Below are 20,814 nucleotides of genomic sequence, written 5' to 3'. Positions count from 1 at the left end.
CATGTCAAACAGAAGACTCGTCATTGCCGGTACTGGAAGTGGCGTAGGGAAAACAACACTTACAATCGGGCTGATGGCAGCATTAAGACAAGCTGGTTACAGAGTTCAAGGGTTTAAATGCGGACCCGATTATATTGATCCAACGTATCATACGACTGTTACAGAACGAACATCTCGAAATATAGACAGCTGGATGCTTGAACACGATATGGTTAGAGAAATTGTCGCTCGTGCTAGTGAAGATGCTGATATTTCCATCATGGAAGGAGTTATGGGATTTTTCGATGGGAAAAACCCGTTAACGAACGAAGGAACAACAGCAGAAATCAGCTTAATCACCAATAGCCCTGTCCTTTTAGTTGTCAATTGTGCTAGTATGGCTAGAAGTGCAGCGGCGATTGTAAAAGGTTTTCAGCAATTTTTACCCGAAGCTAACATCGTCGGTGTGATTGCTAACCGTGTTGGAAGTGAAGGGCATTATAAACTTGTTAAGGCAGCGATTGAGCAGGAATGTCATATCCCTGTAGTAGGCTACTTGAAAAGAAACGATGATCTTACGATTCCTGAACGTCACCTCGGGCTCATTCCGTCGATTGAACGAGGAGAGTTAACACCGTTTTTTGAACAGTTAGGAAAGCTTGTTCATGATACAATTGATATCGAAAAAGTATATGAACTGGCTTTAGCTCCTAAAATAGAAATTAATGAGCCTATCTTTACAAAGCCGTCCGTACCTCAAGTGAAAATTGCTGTAGCGAGAGATGCGGCTTTTAACTTTTATTATGAAGAAAATTTCGAATTGTTAAAAGCTTACGGAGCAGAGCTTGTAGAATTTTCGCCTTTAAAAGGAGAAGTGGTTCCACAAGATGCTGACGGTCTTTATATCGGAGGCGGATTTCCAGAAGAATTTGCTGAAACGCTGGCTCAGCAAATCGACGTTAAAAATTCTGTTCGAGCAGCTATTCAAAAAGGGATTCCTACGCTTGCTGAGTGCGGAGGCTTTATGTTTTTAACAGATGGTATTGTCACAACAGATGATACATGCCATGAAATGGTGGGGCTTATTCCCGGACAAGTAAGAATGCAGACAAAATTAGCTGCTTTAGGGTACCGAGAAGTGACGGGAAAGCAGGGGAATTTTTTATTTAAAGGCGATATACAAGCTAAAGGCCATGAATTTCATTATTCAACCTTTCATTCAGAGAAAGAGTTTTCGCCTGCCTATGATACAAAAGGGATGCGAGGAATGAAAGAAGAAGGCTATATGAACAATAATTTAATTGCCGGCTATACGCACTTTCATTTTGGCTCTTCTACGAAGATGGTAGAAAACTGGGTGGAACAGTGTAAAGCGGTAAAAAAAGAAAGAAGAGATGCCGTGTGACAGTTGGAAAAGTATATTTAGTAGGAGCTGGACCAGGAGATCCGAAGCTAATAACCGTATATGGAATGGAGTGTATTCAAGAAGCGGATGTTATTTTATATGACCGCTTAGCCAACGAACAGTTGTTAAACTATGCTAAAAAAGACGCGGAGCTTATTTTTTGCGGGAAATTACCGGGCAAGCACGGAGTCATCCAAGATCGTATTCACGAACTGCTTGTTGAAAAAGCGCTTCAAGGAAAAGTAGTGACGCGCTTAAAAGGAGGCGATCCTTTTGTGTTTGGCCGCGGAGCAGAGGAAGCGGAAGTGCTTGCTACTCAAGGAATTCCTTACGAAGTAGTGCCTGGTATCACGTCAGGAATTGCAGCTCCAGCTTATGCAGGAATTCCTGTTACCCATAGAGATCATGCCACTTCTTTTGCGATTGTAACGGGTCATGGAAGAGAAGAAAAAGGAAAAGATTATTTAAATTGGTCAGCGCTTGCTCAAGGAATAGATACAATTGCGTTTTACATGGGCGTTGGAAATTTATCTCATATATGCAAGCAATTGATGGACCATGGACGAGATAAACATACGCCAGTAGCGCTTGTTCAATGGGGCACAACGAAGTATCAGCGCACCGTAACAGGAACGCTTGCCACAATCGAAGAAATAGCAAAAAAAGCAGAAATTGCTCATCCTGCTATCGTGCTTGTAGGTGAGGTAGTGACAATTAGAGAAAAAATAAAATGGTTCGAAGAAAGAGCGGAAAATATTCTGCTTTAATGTTAAAAGGAGGAGACAATATGACGATTATCTCACAGCTAAAAGAACGAAGAGCGGTACGAGATCATGAAGCACGTGAAGTAGAGCAAGAGAAAATCGAACAGCTGCTTGAAGCAGCGACATGGGCTCCAAATGACCGAATGAGAGAGCCTTGGAGCTTTTATGTGATTCAAGGAGAAGCAAAAAAGAAGTATGAAGAACTGGCTGAAGCTTATTTAAAGGAGCGCTTTCCTACAAAGCCCCATTTAGTAGAAAGTTCGTTAAAAGCAGTAAAAAATACGCCTGTCCATATCGTCGTAATGCTGACACAGTTGAAGGAGACGACGAAGCCACTGAAGACAACAAATATGCGGTTTCATGCGCGATTCATTCCATGTGGCTAGCAGCTAAAGAACTAGGTCTTGGATTCGTTTGGAGAACAAGAGGCGTTGGTCTTGTTCGAGACGAGAGGCTGTATGAGTTTATCGGCAAGCCTTCAGGTAAAGTCGTAGTAGGAAACGTATTTCTAGGCTATCCAAATGAAGAGTCTCTTATAAAAATGAAAGAGCCTGCTAGAACACCGTTTACAGAAAAAACAACATGGCTGTAAACTGAAATTCGAAGAAAAAGAGGTTTTTAGATTGAAAGACAAACGGGGTCTTACGTTAATTTATACCGGAGACGGTAAAGGAAAAACAACCGCTGCTTTAGGTCTTGCGTTGCGCGCTACGGGACGCGGACAAAAAGTATTAATGATTCAATTTATTAAATCTCCTCAGCGTACATATGGCGAAAAGCTGATGTTTGACAGAATAGGAATTGAAATGATTCAAACAGGAGTCGGCTTCACGTGGACAAAAACACCGCCTGAACATCGTGAAGCTTTGCAAAAAGCTTGGGCGCTAACGAAGGAAAAAGTCTTCTCGAACGAATATGATGTAGTTATTTTAGACGAGTTAAATAATGCACTGGCTATCGAGAAATTTCCTATTGATGATGTGCTACCGCTACACGAAGTAATTGACCTTATTCAAAAGCGCCCTGAGCATATGCATTTGGTCATTACCGGGCGTTCTGCCAAAAAAGAAGTGATGGATGCAGCAGATCTTGTGACGGAAATGAAGCCTCATAAACATTATTATGATGAAGGAATTCCTGCTGTAAAAGGAATTGAATTTTAAAAAGCCCTCAGTGAAGAGGGCTTTTTTTATTGAGCAGGGGCATCTACTTTTTCAGCTTGCCAGTAAAATTGGCTAATGACATCAGACAGTGCTTTTGTTGTATTGGTTAGTTCATCAAAGTTATTATCAACTCCGCCCACTTCAATTAAAATCGCATTTTTAGAAACATCTTGGTTATATACACCGTTACCGCTGGATTTGTTTTTGCCAATAACTCCACGGCTTAACCCAGGATATTTCTTTTCAAGACCTTCATGAAGCGCTTTTGCCATTTTTAAGTTTTGTTCAAAGTTTTGATTCGCTTTCCCTAAAACAAACACAACTTTTGCATACGATTTATTGTTAATCTTAATGGTTGTATTATCTTTTCGAAGCGAATCTCGGTGCAAATCGATAAAGTAAGTTAAATCTCTATTCTCAGTCATCGCCGTTTCAATTACTGTGCGAGACATGGCGTACGATTGGTTGGTGTTCCAGCCTTTTTCTTTTAATTTCTGTCCAATATTGGTTTGATCTACTTCTGCCCCAATTCCCTGAGCCTCTAAATCTTTTCCTAGCATATTTGCGACTATATTAATATTGGTTTTACTATCTACAGCTTTATTAGCATCTGGATCACCTTCAAGTCCTAATAGAGGCAAGTAAGATTCCCAGCTGTGCGTATGATAAATATAAAATACCTTTTTTCCGCCAGTTGTATTATTATTTGGAGCATTCGTACCATTGTTTTCTTTAGGTTGCTGAACTTTTGTAGTAGAATTTCTTTCTTTTAGTGTTTCATCTAACGGCGGTGCAGATTCTCTAGGGAAGTTTGTGAAATTTGTGCCTTCACCGGCGATGATAATATTGGAGTCGTAAATACTGAATCCAGGAAGTTCTGAACCAAACAAGCTTCTCGCGTCTTCTGCTCGAATACTTGTTGATAACTCTAGCAGTGTAGAAGAAAGACCTGGAGGCGAGTAGTTTTTATCGAAAGCCGTTGAAAAGTGGTGGTTTTCTTGGCTCATCAAATAATAAAGGCTCTCCGCTTTATGCTTCGATAACGTTTGATAGACAATAGAAGAATTGAACTGTTCTTTAAATGCTGAGTAACTCACTAGAACAATGATAGATGATGTCATTAAAACAATGGATAAAATAACAAGAACCATCTTATATGTTAACACTACAAAATTGGCGCGATTACTAGATTTCAATGGCGAAATCTCCTCTCTATGTCAGCATCAGGCTAATAGGTATGAAGGACTTTGCTAATCTAGTAATGATTATATGAATGGAGATTTCTAATTATGATAAGCATTTAATAGAGAAAGTAGTCTTCAAAATCAAAAAAAAGAATCACGCGAGATATAATCTCATATTCTCCGTGATTCTTCTTCAAATAGACGTCGGATGGCTTCGCCTTTTGGAGTGAGGCTGAATCCTTTTTTCTCTTTTTTAAGCAGCTGATAGTTTTGTAATTCTTGTAAATACGTAACGATACACTTGCGCTTCACGGAATTTAATAATCCAAATGCGGGTATTTTATCGAGCTCTTTTTGACGAATACTGTTAGTAGAAACACCTTCTAAAATTTGTACGTAACTCTGCTGAGTTTCCGTGTTCTTTAAGGTATCTATAAGTGTTAGTAACCGTAGCATTTGGTTTGAATCAAAAGTTATTTGACCGATTTTTAGCGGAGTCGAAAGCAGATCCTGACGTTGCTTATGAAGTTCATTTTCTATCTTAGCGCTTATTTCTGTCATTTTCTTTTCTATTTCGTTTGGAGCCATACAACATGTAAATTTGTTTGTTTCCTGCAGCAGGGTGACATCTGGAAAATCCCATTGCGAAAACCATTGAATGGAACCAACTTCGAGATTTGCATTCGGTGTTTTTACTTGTAATACCTTTTGAATGAAGGAAAGAAAGGGATCGTTTTCCTGTAAAACTTGTCTTTGATTAAGTTGATAAGTGGTTAGGCTGCACAATTTGTCTTGGATTTCTTTGATGTGCACTTCATGATGCTTTAAAAGACTTTTCCATTTAAAAAAGACCAGTAGTTTTTGAATCACTTCTTCATTTTCATCTATAATCTCTTCGAACTGGCGCTGAGTTGTAGCTAAGCGTTTCGCTGCTAGCACTACATTATACTCATCATCGAGTGAAATGGCATCATTTGTGACATCATATGTTACGGCGAGACCTCTGTTTTCTGAAGTTAAGCGAATGATCTCATTTTCTCCGTGAACAGTTAATACCGTATCTTCCGTATCTGAAAATCCTCTCTCAAAGGCGGCGTGAGAAAGAGATCGAAAAGGTCTCATAATGATTTCAATCCGATTGCGCCAAAAAGCAATTTGCTCAGGGTTTTTCATAATAAAAAGCAAAGGTGATTTTTTTGATTGTTCAATTGCTTCAATCACATCTGCATTTCGATGATAAAGGGAAATGAGCGGATGTTTGAAGAAACACTTATTAATATGTTGAATCCATTCTTCTTTGAAAGAATCATGTATCCTAGCGCAAAACATGTAATCTTTCATAATACTTCCGAGGTAGTTTTCCAACTCATTTTTAGTTAAAACCGTAAAATCTTGAGAATAAAACTCATCATGATGGATAGGAAGGCAGCGATTCTTATTATATTCTTTCCATAGAAATGAAGCTGGTTTCCAAAAGTGAGGATAAACGTCTTCATTTTTATCAATTGCCACAGGAAAACCGCCCCTATGACTTCCAAATAAGAACGTTTGAAAAAGGACTATATCTTCTTGAGATAACTCATTCATTGCTCGCTCAAAGTAGTCATTTAAACGTCCAAGTAGCCCTTTAGTATGTTTACTTCCTACGGACCGAATCGATTTATTTTTGCGTCCGAGCGGAAGGAATGTTAAGTGGCTGTAAGCTGTAAAATCAACAGGCAAATTTTCCGGTAAAGTCATTTGTCTAACTCCTTTCATCTCTTGAGTATTTTACCTATTAAAGAAGAGAAGAAAAAGTTTTAGTGTGTCTTGAATATAAGAGTTATTTTTAAGAATTTTCTGTTAATTAATCTCTAGAAATCAAGAAAAGGGATTCAAAGTAATTTTGAATGGGTATAGTAATAAAAATTTTGACGTATATTATCGAATATATATGAATGTTGTCAAAAAAAACAACAAAAGTGATGATTCATCCAAAGGAGGAAGCTTATGGAGAATAAAGGTCCGTTTAAAAAGACGATATCCCTGTTAGATTTAACATTGATTGGATTAGGGGCTATTTTTGGCTCCGCTTGGCTGTTTGCCGTTAGTAATGTCGCTACGCAAGCCGGTCCTGCAGGAAGTTTTTCTTGGGTTATTGGTGGAGTTATTATTTTATTAATAGGCCTTGTATACGCTGAGCTAGGGGCTGCCTTGCCTCGTACAGGAGGAATTATTCGATATCCTGTTTATTCACACGGTCATCTTGTAGGCTATATGATTTCATTTATTACTATTGTAGCGTACACTAGCTTAATCGCTATCGAAGTAACAGCTGTGAGACAGTATGTGGCCTACTGGTTTCCGGGTTTAACAAAATCTGGATCTGATTCACCGACGATATCTGGATGGATTCTACAATTTGTGTTGCTTTGCTTATTCTTTTTACTCAATTACTGGAGTGTAAAAGCATTTGCAAAATCGAATATTATCATTTCTATTTTTAAATATTTTGTACCGCTTACAGTAATCGTAACGCTGGCATTTTATTTTAAGTCAGGAAACTTTACGATGGGAGAGTTTGCTCCCGGGGGGTTTGATGGTATCCAGGCCGCCATTGCCACAGGCGGGGTTATGTTTGCCTACTTAGGCCTTCATCCAATTGTATCTGTAGCTGGAGAGGTGAAAAATCCTCAGCGTAATATTCCAATTGCTCTTGTGATTTGTATCATTCTAGCAGCTCTCATTTATACTGCCCTACAAGTATTATTTATCGGAGCTATTCCATCTGACATGATTAAAGGCGGTTGGTCCGGCATTCAAGATAAATTCTCACTGCCATTTAAAGACATCGCTGTTGTTCTTGGCCTTGGCTGGCTAGCAACACTTGTTATTTTAGACGCTATTTTATCACCGGGTGGTAACGGTAATATTTTTATGAATACAACATCTAGACTTATCTATGCTTGGTCTCGTAACGGTACGCTATTTAAAACGTTTGCTCATGTGGATAAAAAAACAGGGATTCCTCGATCATCTCTATGGCTTTCATTAGGACTTTCGATTTTTTGGACACTGCCATTTCCTTCATGGAATGCACTCGTAAACGTATGCTCTGTTGCGCTTATTCTTTCTTACGCGATTGCACCAATTTCATCAGCGGCCTTTATGGTGAACGCAAAAGATTTGGAAAAGCCTTTTAAATTAAGAGGAATGAGTATAATTGGTCCATTATCCTTTATTTTTGCTTCCTTTATTGTCTACTGGTCAGGATGGAAGACTATTTCATGGTTGTTAACTTCTCAATTGGTTATGTTTGTTATATATTTGATTTTTACTAAATATGTGCCTAAAAACGAAGTAAGTCTTCGTCAGCAGATTAAATCAACTTGGTGGTTAGTTGCTTATTATATCATCATGCTCTTTATTTCTTATATTGGTTCGTTCGGCGGAGGAAAGGGTTTGATCGATACGCCTGTAGACTTAATTATCATAGCGGTCGTATCTCTTGGGATTTATTATTGGGCTAAATATACGGGCCTTCCAAAAGCGCTTATTGATTACGATCACCATCCTGAACAGGAAGAAAAAGCACCTGTATAACCTGTAAAGCAGCGATATTCGCTGCTTTTTTCTATGTTATTTGAACATGAAATTCTAAAGTTTGTCGTATAATTTAGTAGGAAAGAAGGAATTAGCACATTATTGTTTAATTAATGTAATGTAACCGTTTTAAATCCAACGCTTGGAGGAAGAGTATGATTGAAAAAATAATAAATTCACTTCGAAAGCGGCTGTGGGAAAACAATAATGTTATAGAAGTGTGTAAAAATGAAGGAGAAGTATACAGAACCACGTGTACTTTTTTTGATGGAGTAAGCAAGAATCAACTGAATGTTTTTGAAGAAGAAATGCATGTATCACTTCCTGAAGACTACAAGCAGTTTTTGCAGCTAACAAATGGGTGTAATTTGTTCATTGATGCTGACAAAAAAATAGCAGGGAATCTTTATAGCTTAGAAGATGTAAGAGAAACAGCTTATAAAAGTCAGAGTCTCTATATGACAATTGGGTCTGTTGGAGAAGAAGAGATTATCATTGACTCCAAAAAATCAGCGCACTCTGCATATATAATAGTAAAAAAGCGGAACGCATCGGTTCAAGATGCACATGTATTACATATGAATTTTCAGAAATGGCTGGATTGTTTTATAGTGAGTCAAGGGAATTGTTTTTGGCACTGGAATGAGCTTTGTAATAAAGTTCATTCAACGGACAAAAAGACGACGGCTCAATAATATTATCTTCTAATAAATAAACGAGCACACTAGTGTGCTCGTTTATTTATTAGAAGGAAGACGTTCCCAACCGTATGCTTCGTCTTCAACTTTAGTTTCTCCAAACTGACTTGTGCGATTCAAGATTTTTTTGCCGCCTAATTTTTTATAAAACTGAACTGCTTTCTTATTTTTCTTCATAGCCCAAATAATCATAGACGTATATTGCTGATCAGCAAATTCTTTTACTGAATGAGAAAATAGAAGATGACCAATTCCTTGGTTTTGCACTTCCTTGCAAACGTATAGCGCGTATATTTCAGCACGGGACAAATGAGGCTTACCTGCTGAAAAGCCGACAATCTTTCCTTGTTCATCGATAGCGAGCAAAATAAAATGAGAAGGCTCGGTAAGAAAAAGGGACCATTTTTCTGTACTTTGTTCATAAGACAAGCTTTTTAAATAAGCATCAGGTACTAACCCTTTGTATGTAATGCGCCAGCTGTCTACGTATAGACGGGCAACAGAAGGGATGTTAGAGGAAGTAGCTTTAATAATTTTCATTAAAAAGTCTCCTTTTTTTAAATATTAAGGCATATATTATAACTTTAAGCCTAAGAATATTATGAAAAATAGATCATAATTTTCCAGTAATTCATAAAATGGTAAAAAAGGTGGTGTTCATTCTCACTCTATCACGGTAAAGTGAGAATATACATTTGTTTTGTTGTTTTAATTTTTGCTATATGTATAATGTCTAACGATCTATTTGTTATTCACCTTTACTAGTCTATCAAATAGTTTTGTTAAAGCCAAAGGGGCATAGGGTAAGTAATGTCAATTCAGCTGCGTTTTATTTTAACGTATATCAGTATTGTGTTTGTCTTTATTATTTTGCTTTTTTTATCGGGCTTTCTCATTTTCTTCTCCATTACTGGAGACGCCGATTTTGTAAGAAAACTGTACAGTCACTCCTATGAGTACAAATTGTTAACGCCAGAAGAAGAAAATGCATTCTTGGATTTAAAGTTATTGAGTGAAGAAAAACCGGAGCAGCTGCTGCGGCCGGAGACGGTTAAAAAATATGAATTTGAAAATATTGATATTGTGATTCAAAAAAACAAAGAGGTTGTATATGCTTCAGAATCCATTAAAGGAGAAAACCTTCGTAAATACTTGCCAAACCATCAAAAAAGTAAAGGAAATCATTCGTATCAGCAGGACATGCTGCGCATAGGCAAGCAGTACTTTACATATATCAACCTTGATTTTCATTTCTCGAATCAAGAAAAAGGAAGCATTTACGTTTTGCGAAAAATCAGCCCTTATGTAGGCATTATTAATCGAATTTTCCCTTTTTTAATCTTTCTACTATTAATTTTAGTCATTGTGATTATTGGATTTTTAAACTATCTTGTTTCAAGAAGCATTATTAAACCCATTCGTGAATTAAAAGAAGCGGCTGAAAAAATAAAACAAGGTGATCTTCACTTTGAGATCTCTGCTAATTCAAAGGATGAAATAGGCGAATTAACGCAAGCTTTTGAAGAAATGAGGCAAAAACTAAAATCTTCTGTTGAACTGCAAATTCAATATGAAGATAATCGAAAGCAGCTGCTTTCAAGTATTTCACACGATTTACGAACTCCTATTACTTCCATTGTAGGATATGTAGAAGGAATTCAAGATGGAGTAGCTAATACGCCAGATAAGCTTTCTAAATATTTGTTAACGATTTCAACAAAAGCAAAAGACATGAATGCGTTAATCGATGAGCTGTTTTTATTTTCTAAATTGGATTTGCACGAAATTCCATTTGTGTTTAAAAAACTTAATATTTCAGCATTTATGGAAAGTTATGTGCAAGAGCTTCAGTTTGAAATGAGTGAACATGATATTGATGTTTTATTTTCTAATGATTCTCTAACGACACTGTATGCAAAGGCAGATGCTGAGCAGCTACGGAGAGTTTTAATAAATTTAACAACCAACAGCATTAAATTTATGGATAAAGAAAAAAGAAGAATCGATATCGTTCTTTCTGCTACCGAAAGTGAACTCATTATTGAAGTAAAAGACAACGGCTCTGGAATTTCACCTGAAGCATTAGCGCATATTTTTGACCGGTTTTATCGAGCAGAACAGTCCCGCAACAGCAATACTGGAGGAAGTGGACTTGGACTAGCCATTGCAAAACAAATTGTTGAACGCCACGGGGGAGACATCTGGGCACTAAGTAAGCTTGGCGAAGGAACAAGTATTTTCTTTTCTTTGCAAAAAATGAATGAAAATGGTGATACACATGAAGAAGATATTATTAATTGAAGATGAAGTAAGTATTGCTGAATTGCAAAGAGATTATTTAGAAATTAACGATTTTGAAATAGACGTTCAATATAGCGGGGATAAGGGATTAGAAAAAGCGTTAAATGAACATTTTGATCTGGTTATTTTGGATATTATGCTCCCTAAAGTGAACGGATTTGAAGTGTGCAAGCAAATTCGAGCTGCAAAAGATATTCCAATCATTTTAGTTTCAGCTAAAAAAGAAGAAATTGATAAAATTAGAGGGCTCGGGCTAGGTGCAGATGACTATATTACCAAGCCATTCAGCCCTGGGGAGCTGGTCGCAAGAGTCAAAGCGCATTTAGCGAGATATGAAAGACTCTCTGATAAGCAGGAAAAGCGTATGATTCGCATTCATGGCTTAGCGATTGACACGCTCGCTAGAAGAGTATTTGTGAATGACAAAGAAGTGTTTTTTACAGCGAAGGAATTCGATTTGCTGAAGTTTATCGTTTCTCATCCAAATCAAGTATTAAGTAAAGAACATCTATTTGAAAAAATTTGGGGATTTGATTCTTCAGGAGATATTTCAACCGTAACAGTTCACATTCGAAAACTAAGAGAAAAGTTAGAAGAAAATCCAGCAGATCCTCAGTACCTAGAAACGGTTTGGGGAGCAGGGTACCGGTTTAATATTTAAAAAAAAGAGATCCGAACGATTAATCGTTCGGATCTCTTTTTTATTACGTAGTAACGATTCTATGACGAGCTTTAATCTTACTCACGGGAGGTTCTGAGGAAAATATATTTTTTTCACCGATTTTATCATATAGACCGGTTGACTTTAACATTTCTTTCGGCTGGTGCTGTAAGCCAGAAATAACGACTTGGCTATGCGAATCTTTCAAACGTTCGACCACCTTCGATAGTAAAGCTTCTCCAGATGTATCAATAAAGGAGACTTGGCTCATTCGAAGCAATAAAACTTTCGGTTTCGCTTCAGCGATCTTATCAAAGGAATCTTCTAATACTTCAGCTGATCCAAAGAAAAGAGATCCTTGCATGGTATATTCCATCAAATCAGATTTGTGAGCGTTTTCAGATGTTTCCGCTAAAACCTTTGAAATCTTCAGTGATCCGCTCATTCGTTTCACAAACATAACAATAGCTAAAAGTAGACCCATGCCTACACCTGTTGTTAAATCGATTGAAACTGTTAATAAAAACGTAGCTACCAGTACAAATGAATCAGCTGACTTGGTTTTTAAAATATGCGCAAATTCTTTACGCTCACTCATATTCCAAGCCACAAACATTAAAATAGGTGCCATACTTGCCAGCGGAATGTTTGATGCATAAGGAGCTAGCATCACAAGGACCAATAAAACAACTAAGCCGTGTATGACTCCTGATAACGGAGAAGCTGCGCCGTTTTTGATATTGGTAGCTGTTCTGGCAATGGCACCAGTTGCTGGAATTCCGCCAAATAGAGAGGTAGCAATATTAGCAATTCCTTGGCCCACAAGCTCTTTATTGCTATTATGCTTGGTTTTGGCCATATTATCAGCAACAACAGCTGATAGTAAAGATTCAATACCGCCAAGCATTGCAATTACGCAGGCAGCCGGAAATAGCATCACGATGTTATCCCATGTTAAATCTGGGAAGCTAAAAGATGGTAGTTTACTCGGAATGGCACCGTAAGTAGAGCCAATCGTTGCCACTTTTCCTGGGAACAGTGTAATGGCTACAAGTGTGGAGACAAGAAGACCTAGAAGGGCACCCGGAATTTTAGGTAAAAACTTTGGCGTTGTAATCACGATAGCTAAACAAATAGCGGCTATGATGACGCTGTAAATGTTAATCGTTGCAATTTTTCGTAGGATTTCAATCATATTTAAATGAAATTCTTCATGCTTTGCAATTCCTTTTAATCCTAAAAAGTTAGCGATCTGACCTGAGAAAATAATAATCGCAATTCCTGCTGTAAATCCAATCGTCACAGGGCGCGGAATAAACTTTATAAATTTCCCTAGCTTAAATACTCCGAGAAGCGTAATCATAATTCCAGCCATAAAGCCGGCAATAATGAGGTTCTCATAACCATACTGCATGACAACTCCAAGCAGCACCGGAACAAATGCACCCGTTGGACCTGCAATTTGAAATTTCGATCCGCCTAATATTGAAACCATAATCCCTGCGATAATGGTGGTATAAATCCCGTATTCAGGTCTTACACCAGAAGCGATAGCAAAGGCCATTGCTAAAGGAATAGCAACGACCCCAACAACCAAACCGGCGATAATGTCTTTTTGTAAATGCCCTGCTGAATAGCCTTGAAATCGGTTATCTTTTAGCATTCGATAAAATCCTCCTTCATGAGCTTACGGTTTCAGCTCGGTCTTGGGAATAGCCGTTGACAACGACGTCAAGTTTTCCTGTTGAAGGATGAATGACCATTCCAGAAACAAGAACGTCTTTTGGTAATAAAGGGTGATTTCGAATCATATCCACACTGTTTTCGACACTATCTTCTACACATTCAAACCCAGTCAGCCATGATTCTAAATCAATGCCGGCATATTTTAGATTGCGAATCTGTTCCGTGCTAATCCCTCTTTGTTCAGCAGAGGCTAAAATAGCTTCAGCTTTCATGCCCGTCATTCCACATTCATGATGACCGATGACACATACTTCATCAGCTTGCAAAGCGTAGACGGCAACTAATATACTTCTCATGACGCTGCCAAAGGGATGGGAGATAACAGCTCCGGCATTTTTCACTATTTTTGCATCTCCATTTTTTAGCCCCATGGCTTTAGGAAGTAATTCTAACAAACGTGTATCCATACAAGTTAAGATGACTATTTTTTTGTTAGGAAATTTGGATGTTTGAAAAGCCTCAAATTGATTATTTGTTACAAATTTTTCATTAAACTTTAAAACTTCAGATAGACAAGTCATTGTTTTCCTCCTGCGTTATTTATTTTTAACTTATTTTTTAGTCTAAAGATAAAGTTTAAAAACGAACTAAATAAAATATTAAAATTTTCTTAAAATATTCAGAAAAAACTTATAAATAAATCAAATTTATATGCGTAAAATTATGTAAGCGTATTCTTTCTTTGTTTTCACGAAAAATAGGAATTATATGTTAAAATGGTACAAAGTTGGAATTGTCTAAAAGAATGAGAGAGAGGAGGAAGGCAAAAGTGAAGGCTCTTATAGCAATAGGCCTTATTTTTTGTTGTTTAGTAGGGTGCAGTTCTAATGCCCAAGTCACCAACGACAAAGAAATGGGGGAGAATATTCAGCAATCATTTGAAAAAAAAGGTGTAAGCTCAGTGGATGTATCGAAGTTAAGTGATTTTAAATGGGAAAAAGGATATTTGTTAACAAACAAAAGCAAGAAAGCCGACGTAGAAAAACTTGTAAACGCACCGATCAGTGAAGAGATGATGAAAAAAATATCTGCTGCTAATCAAATGCTTGTGTTTGTATACGAAGGAGAAGTTGTCCGCTATGTAGAACTACCCCAAGATTTCATAGCGCATGATAAAAACCAACTTGAATTTTCATTTTCTCATTCTGAACTAAAATTTAATAAAAAAAGGGAGGGCAAGCCTATAAAAGCAGGAGATAAAATGTTAAGTTCAGAAGATGCTTTAGCTGTAGAATCAATTATGAAACAAATTCAATGGAAAAAAGCTGATTACAGCATCGCTCTTGATCCAGATGTACAGCTTACTTATGAAGGAGTCGTATACAATGTACGATTCACCGCCGAGAGTGCGGAACTTACTTCTAAAAGAAGAGGGGTATACGGTAAAGTAACAGGAGAAACAGCACAGCAGCTATATGACATATTGATGTAACCTATTGATTTATCAATAGGTTTTTTGTGCACATATTTTTTAAATTTACATAAAATGTCTTACTGTTATTGACATTAACGTTAACGTTAATCTATAATAGTAATATAGAGTTGACGTTAACGTTAATGTTGAAGGGGGTGAAGGGGAAAGCATGTATTTAATCGATGACGTGACGAAAATGACCGGTTTGACCAAGCGTGCTCTTCGGTATTATGAAGAGATTGGACTCATTTTGCCCCCGCAGCGCACAAAAGGAAATGCACGGATTTATTCCGAAGAAGAGGTAAAAGAACTAAGGAAAGTAGCAGAAGCAAAAGAAGTTCTCGGTTTTTCTTTACAGGAGCTGCAGCGGTTTATGTCGCTCAAAAGAATGATTGAAGAAAGAAGTGAGCAGCAAGGATTATCAGCGAAAGAGATAATTAAAATAGAAAATTTACTGGAAAATCAAATCAAGATGATTGAATTTAAAGTGGTTAAAATGCAGGCATTTAAAACAGAATTAAAAGAAATGCGAGAATCTGCTATGGAAATACATGAAAAAACAAAAACAAAAGGAGAGATGAAAGAGTGGAAGGACAGCATTCAAATAACCGATTAGGTCAAATTATTACGGTAGTAGCTACTTTTTTAGCATTTATGGGAATCGGGGTAGTAGATCCGATTTTACCGGAGATTGCTAAGCAAATTGGAGCTTCTCATTGGCAAGTAGAAATGTTATTTACTTCCTATTTGTTAATGATGGCTATTATGATGATTCCAGCAGGTATCTTAGCATCACGTGTAGGAGACAAGCGTTTGATGGTAACAGGACTTATCATTGTGACGATTTTTGCAGCACTATGCGGGTTTTCTAACAATATTCCTCAGCTTTCCATTTTCCGAGCAGGATGGGGACTTGGTAATTCGTTTTTCTTTGCAACAGCTATGACGCTGCTTATTGCATTATCAGGTGAAGTGAAAAAAGCAGTAGGGTTATATGAAGCTGCGATCGGTTTGGGAATGGCCGGAGGACCGCTTGTAGGAGGCGTGTTAGGAAATGCTTCTTGGAGATTGCCTTTTTTCGGTACAAGTGCTTTAATTTTTATCGCCTTTATTTTAGTATTAACGATTGTTAAACAGCCTGCAAGCACTAAGCCTCGTAAAGCAGCGGGTTTTAAAGACATGATTAAACTTTATAAATTAAAAACATTTACTCAAGGCGCTGTATCAGGCATGCTTTATTACTACGGATTTTTTACAGTGTTAGCTTATACGCCGCTTATTCTATCGATCGGAGCTCTTCAAATTGGCTTTGTTTTCTTTGGATGGGGGTTATGTTTAGCTTATGGCTCAGCGGTTTTAGCACATCAGTTAGAAAAAAGATATCAGCCAAAACAAGTGTTGCATGTTAGCTTAATTGTTTTTTCACTTATTTTAATTTGTTTATTTGCCTTTGATGCAACATGGTTGCGCATTGTTTTAATCATGGCAGCAGGTCTTGTATCAGGACTTAATAATGCATTATTTACGAGTCATGTAATGGAAGTATCTCCTTATGAACGAGGAATTACATCTGGAGGATATAATTTCTTAAGATGGTTAGGCGCAGCGTTTGCTCCTTTATTATCAGGAGTTATCGGCAATGCCGTAGCGCCTCAAGCTCCTTTTCTCGTAGCAGCGATTCTTGGATTGCTAGCTTTTGTTATTATGGTTATAAAAGTAAAAACAGCTTCTCAAACGAATGAAGCTGTATCTAAATAAAAGTTGAAATAAAAGGCTTTTTCTTGTAAAAAGCCTTTTATTTTGTTTTATGTTATAATAGTAAAAACGTTTTTAATCATAAAAATGAAACTCTTTGTCAACTTGTACGTATACTTTATATGTACATAAATTCTTTTTAGGAGCGTGATGCCCATGGCCACCTGTCAAAATTGTAATCATAAATGGAACTGGAGGACAACCTTTAAACAACTGTTAACATTTAGAAACGTTTTAGAATGCCCACACTGTGACAAACAACAGTATATCTCTGCAAAATCCCAAAAGCGATTATCAATCTACTCATTTGCACCCCTTATTATTTGGCTTATTCTCTCACTATTTGACTTTTCCTTTCCATCCATTGTTGTCGCGGAGCTTATTTTCTTCATAGCAGCGGTTGTTATGATGCCACTTTCTTATGAAGTAAGCAGCGAAGAAGAACCCTTGTGGTAATAAAAAAACCTTCCGTTAAAACGGAAGGTTTTTTTATGCGGCTTTACCGTCTAGCTGTTGTCCGTGATGGCGTTGATAATACACCCACCCAGCATTCAATAGTAGAAGAACACTAGTTGTTAAGAATACGTAAGGAATTCCTTTAGCTCCGGCAATTTGTCCGCCAATGACTGGACCGGCTAAATTCCCAAAATATTGCGCTGTTTGATTATAGCCAAACATTTTACCTGTAATAGAGTCCGGTACAATTTTCTTTAAATAAGAATTAATAGAAGGTAATAATCCTCCCATTGCAAAACCGAGTAAAAAACGAAGTAAGAATAGCTGCCAAGTACTATGCACAAAGGCCTGTAAGCCGCAAATAACCGCTACGATGAGCAGGCATATTTGAAGCACATTTTGAGGACCCACGCGATCGCTGACTTTGCCAAGTTTTGATGCAGCTAAAATATTTGAAATTCCTGTTGCCGCTACGACAAAACCTGAAATAAGGGCAAGGTGATCGGTATGAGCAGACAGTTGTTTTACATACAGTGTAACGATTGGCTGAATAGCCATAACCGCAAGCTGCAGTAAAAAAGTTGTAACAAATACACCAATCACGGCCTTTGAATTTTTAAGAGACAGTAACCCAATGTTAGATTCTTTCGTCGTTTTCGCCGTCTCTTTTTTGTCTTCTTGAATTAAATTTACAATTAAAAAAGACAAAAACATAAATGCACCCGTCACGAAAAAGACGTGGCGTAGCCCGATTGTATCTCCTAAGTAGCCGCCTACTAGCGGTCCTAATAAAGATCCTGATACAGCCCCTGTAGACAACGTACCTAATGCTTTACCGCTGTGCTCTTTAGGTGTTTGAGTCGCTACTAATGTAATGGCTGCAGAGATGAAGCCGGAAACGGCACCCATTAAAAAGCGCAGTCCGACAAGCTGATAGACATTTTGCACAAAACCAATGGAAGTCATAACAACTGCCATACCCAAGCTTGCGCGAAGGAGCATAAGCTTTCGCCCATATTTATCGGCCAAACTCCCCCATAAAGGAGAAACAATAGCCGCCATTAAAAAGGTAGATCCAAAGGCAATACCAGCCCATCTGCTGATGGAGCTTGTATCGTGAACTCCCAGCTTTTCAATATAAAGCGGTAAAAACGGAATAACTAAACTCATCCCGGCTGTGGTGCAAAAAGAACCGAACCAGCAAATGTACAAGTTTCGTTTCCATAATTCCATTCTATTTCCTTCTTTCGTTGTGCCGCATGGCGTGAAAACAACAAAAGAGCGAAACCATACGGCCTGCTCTTTTAGCATACATGCAGCATCTTTTTGTCAGTTTAAATTATACCATATATCAGAAATATTTAAAAATAAAATGATTCACTTAGTGAACTATTAACGTGAAATGAAAACAGAAAGATGTGCTGTGTGTAAGCTCGGCTTAGAACGTAAAGTGACCCTTGGTTCACTTATTACCTTATGCTGTGACAGTGGGGATTATGTAAAGAACTTACGCATCACTGAAAAATGCGTCAGATAATCTGTCCAAAATATACGTTATATCCGCAAATGTTGTCTATTTATCAAATAATGTGTAAAACAACCTTAAAAAAAGAGTGGATTTTCTGTTTTTTAACTCTATATTAAAACTATGTTCTCATTATTCATAATGTGCAAAGTGTTTTAAGGGGGAATTCATATTGGAGCAGATGATTAGTACAATAAGTGAAATGATTTGGAGTACGCCGATGCTTTACCTATGTATAGGAGTGGAACTTTTATTTACTATTCTCACTAGATTTGTACAAGTTCGATATTTGAAAGATATGGTTACTTTATTGTTTAATGGAAAAAGTTCTGAATCGGGCGTTTCGTCTTTCCAATCGTTAACACTTGCTTTATCAGGGCGCGTAGGAGTTGGAAATATTGCGGGAGTTGCAACAGCAATTGCATTCGGTGGTCCAAGAGCAGTTTTTTAGATGTAGTTTATTGCTTTTATAGGTTCAGCTAGTGCATTTATTGAATCAACACTTGCTCAAATTTATAAAGTAAAAGATAAAGGAGAATACCGAGGTGGGCCTGCTTATTATATTGAAAAAGGCATGGGGAAGAAGTGGTACGCACTGATTTTCGCTTTTGCCGCACTGCTAGCTATGAGTGTACTTGGACCAGGAGTGCAAGCAAATTCAATTACAGCAGGGGTAAATAATGCATTTTCAATTCCGCCTTTAACCTCTGGAATTGTACTTGTTGTTATTTTAGGATTAATTATTTTTGGAGGCGTTAAGCGTATTGCTGCCGTGGCACAATATGTTGTTCCGTTTATGGCCATGGGATATGTCCTTGTTTCGTTAGTGATTATCGGATTGAACATTCAAGCTTTACCAGGAGTGCTTGCTTTAATCTTTAAAAGTGCATTTGCACTTGATTCTACGTTCGGCGGAATTATTGGCATGGCTATAGCGTGGGGAGTCAAGCGAGGTGTATATTCAAATGAAGAGGGTCAAGGTACCGGAGCTCACCCCGCAGGAGCAGCGGAAGTCTCACATCCTGCCAAGCAAGGTTTAGTGCAAGCTTTTTCAGTTTATATTGATACGCTGCTTGTATGCTCTGCTACAGCCTTTATGATTTTAATTACAGGTTCTTACAGCACCCAAGCGCCAGATGGTTCGTTCAATGTGGATCATTTAAAAGGAGTTGAAGCCGGGCCTCAATATACGCAGCAAGCAGTTGAGACGGTGCTTCCTGGATTCGGATCAGGGTTTGTAGCTGTTTCTCTCTTGTTTTTCGCCTTTACTACGATTATGTCACAGTATTATATTGCGGAAACGAACTTAGCTTACGTAATAAAAGGCAAACAAAATAAAATAGTATCCATGTTCCTTAAGGCAGCTCTTTTAGCCACTACTTTATACGGATCTATCCGAACGGCTGAAACTGCATGGGCATTAGCAGACATCGGAGTTGGAATAATGGTTTGGCTCAATTTAATTGCAATTTTGATTTTAGCTAAACCTGCTTTAATAACTTTAAAAGATTATCGCCAGCAGAGAAAACTAGGGATAGACCCTATCTTTTCTCCAAGAAAATTAGGAATTCAAAACGCTGATTATTGGGACGAGGAATATCAGCATGATCAAGATAAGGAAAATGTTTCATAAATCAAAAAAGCCAGCTGAGGTTATCCCGTTGGCTTTTTTGATTTATGAAGAAGCTCTTTTGACCGCTTGAAGATGGTAATGATTCGTTATTTTCGGGTATAATGTGGCGTGAAGCGTCCTCAATTTATTTTCGTTTGAGCATTTATTTATAATAGAAGACATATAAAAGGACGGTGGTATGTAAATGACTAAAAAAGAAAATGAATCCATTTATATTCAGCAGCATTTAGCAAATGAACGAACGTATTTAGCGTGGATTCGAACGTCTATTGCCACACTCGGCATTGGCTTTGTTGCAGGCGGCTTACATTTCAATTCCGGAAAAAAATTAAGTGAAGCAGCCGATACTCTTATTATTGCTGTTATTATCTTTTCTTTAGCTGCAAGTGCAGGTTTGCTTCTCTTCTCAACCTATCATTATTTTTCAACCCGCAAAAAAATTAACAGCCAAACGTATCAATCTTCTCACGCTTTGGTTATTTTTGTTTCAATGATGATGATGATGCTGATCGGCGCTCTTATGTTTTACTTTTTTAACATAGCGTAAA

The 20,814-nt window shown here is 37.6% G+C and carries 18 protein-coding genes and 2 pseudogenes; 14 read left to right on the top strand and 6 right to left on the bottom strand.

The annotated features are described in order from the left end of the window. Position 1: 1 nt before the first annotated feature. The 4 genes and pseudogenes from BG04_RS24935 to cobO all read left to right on the top strand — a co-directional run bounded on the left by BG04_RS24935 (position 2) and on the right by cobO (position 3,311). Positions 2–1,384 carry a cobyrinic acid a,c-diamide synthase CobB gene (locus BG04_RS24935; protein ID WP_034651560.1) on the top strand — a complete coding sequence of 461 codons (1,383 nt, stop codon included), beginning with the start codon at positions 2–4 and terminating at the stop codon, positions 1,382–1,384. Further along, positions 1,381–2,151 (top strand): uroporphyrinogen-III C-methyltransferase, encoded by a 771-nt coding sequence (gene cobA / locus BG04_RS24930; protein ID WP_034651561.1) that lies wholly within the window; start codon positions 1,381–1,383, stop codon positions 2,149–2,151. The genes BG04_RS24935 and cobA overlap by 4 nt, the downstream gene beginning before the upstream one ends. A 20-nt stretch (positions 2,152–2,171) precedes the next feature. Continuing rightward, positions 2,172–2,740, top strand: a pseudogene (locus BG04_RS24925) (nitroreductase family protein). A gap of 31 nt (positions 2,741–2,771) precedes the next feature. Continuing rightward, positions 2,772–3,311, top strand: coding sequence for a cob(I)yrinic acid a,c-diamide adenosyltransferase (cobO, locus tag BG04_RS24920; RefSeq protein ID WP_013057304.1), 540 nt, complete (start codon positions 2,772–2,774; stop codon positions 3,309–3,311). Between the two features lie 26 nt (positions 3,312–3,337). On the opposite strand, the gene spoIIP is transcribed toward cobO, so the two are convergent. Both spoIIP and BG04_RS24910 read right to left on the bottom strand, forming a co-directional pair. Then, complete coding sequence (gene spoIIP / locus BG04_RS24915) at positions 3,338–4,507, bottom strand: stage II sporulation protein P (protein WP_013083408.1); 1,170 nt, start codon at positions 4,505–4,507, stop codon at positions 3,338–3,340. Between the two features lie 159 nt (positions 4,508–4,666). Further along, positions 4,667–6,235, bottom strand: a complete 1,569-nt coding sequence (locus BG04_RS24910) for an RQC-minor-2 family DNA-binding protein (protein WP_034651564.1) — start codon at positions 6,233–6,235, stop codon at positions 4,667–4,669. 249 nt (positions 6,236–6,484) lie between these two features. Between BG04_RS24910 and BG04_RS24905 the strand changes: the two genes are divergently transcribed. Both BG04_RS24905 and BG04_RS24900 read left to right on the top strand, forming a co-directional pair. Beyond that, a complete protein-coding gene (locus BG04_RS24905; RefSeq protein WP_034651567.1) occupies positions 6,485–8,077 on the top strand; it encodes an APC family permease in 1,593 nt (530 codons plus the stop codon). A gap of 155 nt (positions 8,078–8,232) precedes the next feature. Beyond that, positions 8,233–8,772, top strand: a complete 540-nt coding sequence (locus BG04_RS24900; RefSeq protein WP_034651569.1) for an SMI1/KNR4 family protein — start codon at positions 8,233–8,235, stop codon at positions 8,770–8,772. Positions 8,773–8,814: 42 nt separating this feature from the next. Here the strand turns inward: BG04_RS24900 and BG04_RS24895 are convergent, their stop codons facing one another. Continuing rightward, complete coding sequence (locus tag BG04_RS24895) at positions 8,815–9,315, bottom strand: GNAT family N-acetyltransferase (RefSeq protein WP_016764355.1); 501 nt, start codon at positions 9,313–9,315, stop codon at positions 8,815–8,817. A 270-nt stretch (positions 9,316–9,585) separates the two neighbouring features. Here BG04_RS24895 and BG04_RS24890 point away from each other — a divergent pair, with 270 nt between their 5' ends. Both BG04_RS24890 and BG04_RS24885 read left to right on the top strand, forming a co-directional pair. Beyond that, positions 9,586–11,076, top strand: coding sequence for a sensor histidine kinase (locus BG04_RS24890; RefSeq protein WP_034651574.1), 1,491 nt, complete (start codon positions 9,586–9,588; stop codon positions 11,074–11,076). Then, positions 11,054–11,737 (top strand): response regulator transcription factor, encoded by a 684-nt coding sequence (locus tag BG04_RS24885; protein WP_034651576.1) that lies wholly within the window; start codon positions 11,054–11,056, stop codon positions 11,735–11,737. The genes BG04_RS24890 and BG04_RS24885 overlap by 23 nt, the downstream gene beginning before the upstream one ends. Before the next feature lie 43 nt (positions 11,738–11,780). Here the strand turns inward: BG04_RS24885 and BG04_RS24880 are convergent, their stop codons facing one another. Further along, on the bottom strand, positions 11,781–13,400 hold the full coding sequence (locus BG04_RS24880; protein ID WP_034651579.1) for a SulP family inorganic anion transporter: 1,620 nt from the start codon (positions 13,398–13,400) through the stop codon (positions 11,781–11,783). Between the two features lie 16 nt (positions 13,401–13,416). Continuing rightward, positions 13,417–14,004 carry a beta-class carbonic anhydrase gene (locus BG04_RS24875; protein WP_013057294.1) on the bottom strand — a complete coding sequence of 196 codons (588 nt, stop codon included), beginning with the start codon at positions 14,002–14,004 and terminating at the stop codon, positions 13,417–13,419. Positions 14,005–14,252: 248 nt separating this feature from the next. Between BG04_RS24875 and BG04_RS24870 the strand changes: the two genes are divergently transcribed. The 4 genes from BG04_RS24870 (at position 14,253) to BG04_RS24855 (ending at position 17,108) form a co-directional block, all read left to right on the top strand. Further along, positions 14,253–14,915: a hypothetical protein gene (locus tag BG04_RS24870; protein ID WP_034651582.1), complete on the top strand. Its 663-nt coding sequence runs from the start codon at positions 14,253–14,255 to the stop codon at positions 14,913–14,915. 151 nt (positions 14,916–15,066) lie between these two features. Further along, positions 15,067–15,513, top strand: a complete 447-nt coding sequence (locus BG04_RS24865) for a MerR family transcriptional regulator (RefSeq protein WP_034651585.1) — start codon at positions 15,067–15,069, stop codon at positions 15,511–15,513. Further along, positions 15,483–16,655, top strand: coding sequence for an MFS transporter (locus BG04_RS24860; protein ID WP_034651588.1), 1,173 nt, complete (start codon positions 15,483–15,485; stop codon positions 16,653–16,655). Before BG04_RS24865 ends, BG04_RS24860 begins: the two co-directional genes overlap by 31 nt. A 153-nt stretch (positions 16,656–16,808) precedes the next feature. Next, complete coding sequence (locus BG04_RS24855; RefSeq protein ID WP_016764349.1) at positions 16,809–17,108, top strand: TIGR04104 family putative zinc finger protein; 300 nt, start codon at positions 16,809–16,811, stop codon at positions 17,106–17,108. 33 nt (positions 17,109–17,141) lie between these two features. Here the strand turns inward: BG04_RS24855 and BG04_RS24850 are convergent, their stop codons facing one another. After that, a complete protein-coding gene (locus BG04_RS24850; RefSeq protein WP_034655131.1) occupies positions 17,142–18,341 on the bottom strand; it encodes a multidrug efflux MFS transporter in 1,200 nt (399 codons plus the stop codon). Positions 18,342–18,814: 473 nt separating this feature from the next. On the opposite strand from BG04_RS24850, the pseudogene BG04_RS24845 reads away from it, so the two are divergent. Both BG04_RS24845 and BG04_RS24840 read left to right on the top strand, forming a co-directional pair. Then, positions 18,815–20,266 (top strand): annotated as a pseudogene (locus BG04_RS24845) (alanine/glycine:cation symporter family protein). A 184-nt stretch (positions 20,267–20,450) separates the two neighbouring features. Continuing rightward, a complete protein-coding gene (locus BG04_RS24840; protein ID WP_034651591.1) occupies positions 20,451–20,813 on the top strand; it encodes a YidH family protein in 363 nt (120 codons plus the stop codon). Position 20,814: the final 1 nt, after the last annotated feature.

Origin of the sequence: Priestia megaterium NBRC 15308 = ATCC 14581 (assembly GCF_000832985.1) — a bacterium.
GTDB classification, from domain to species: domain Bacteria; phylum Bacillota; class Bacilli; order Bacillales; family Bacillaceae_H; genus Priestia; species Priestia megaterium.
The sequence above is the reverse complement of the archived record's forward strand: the minus strand, read 5'-3'. Positions and strand labels throughout refer to the sequence as shown.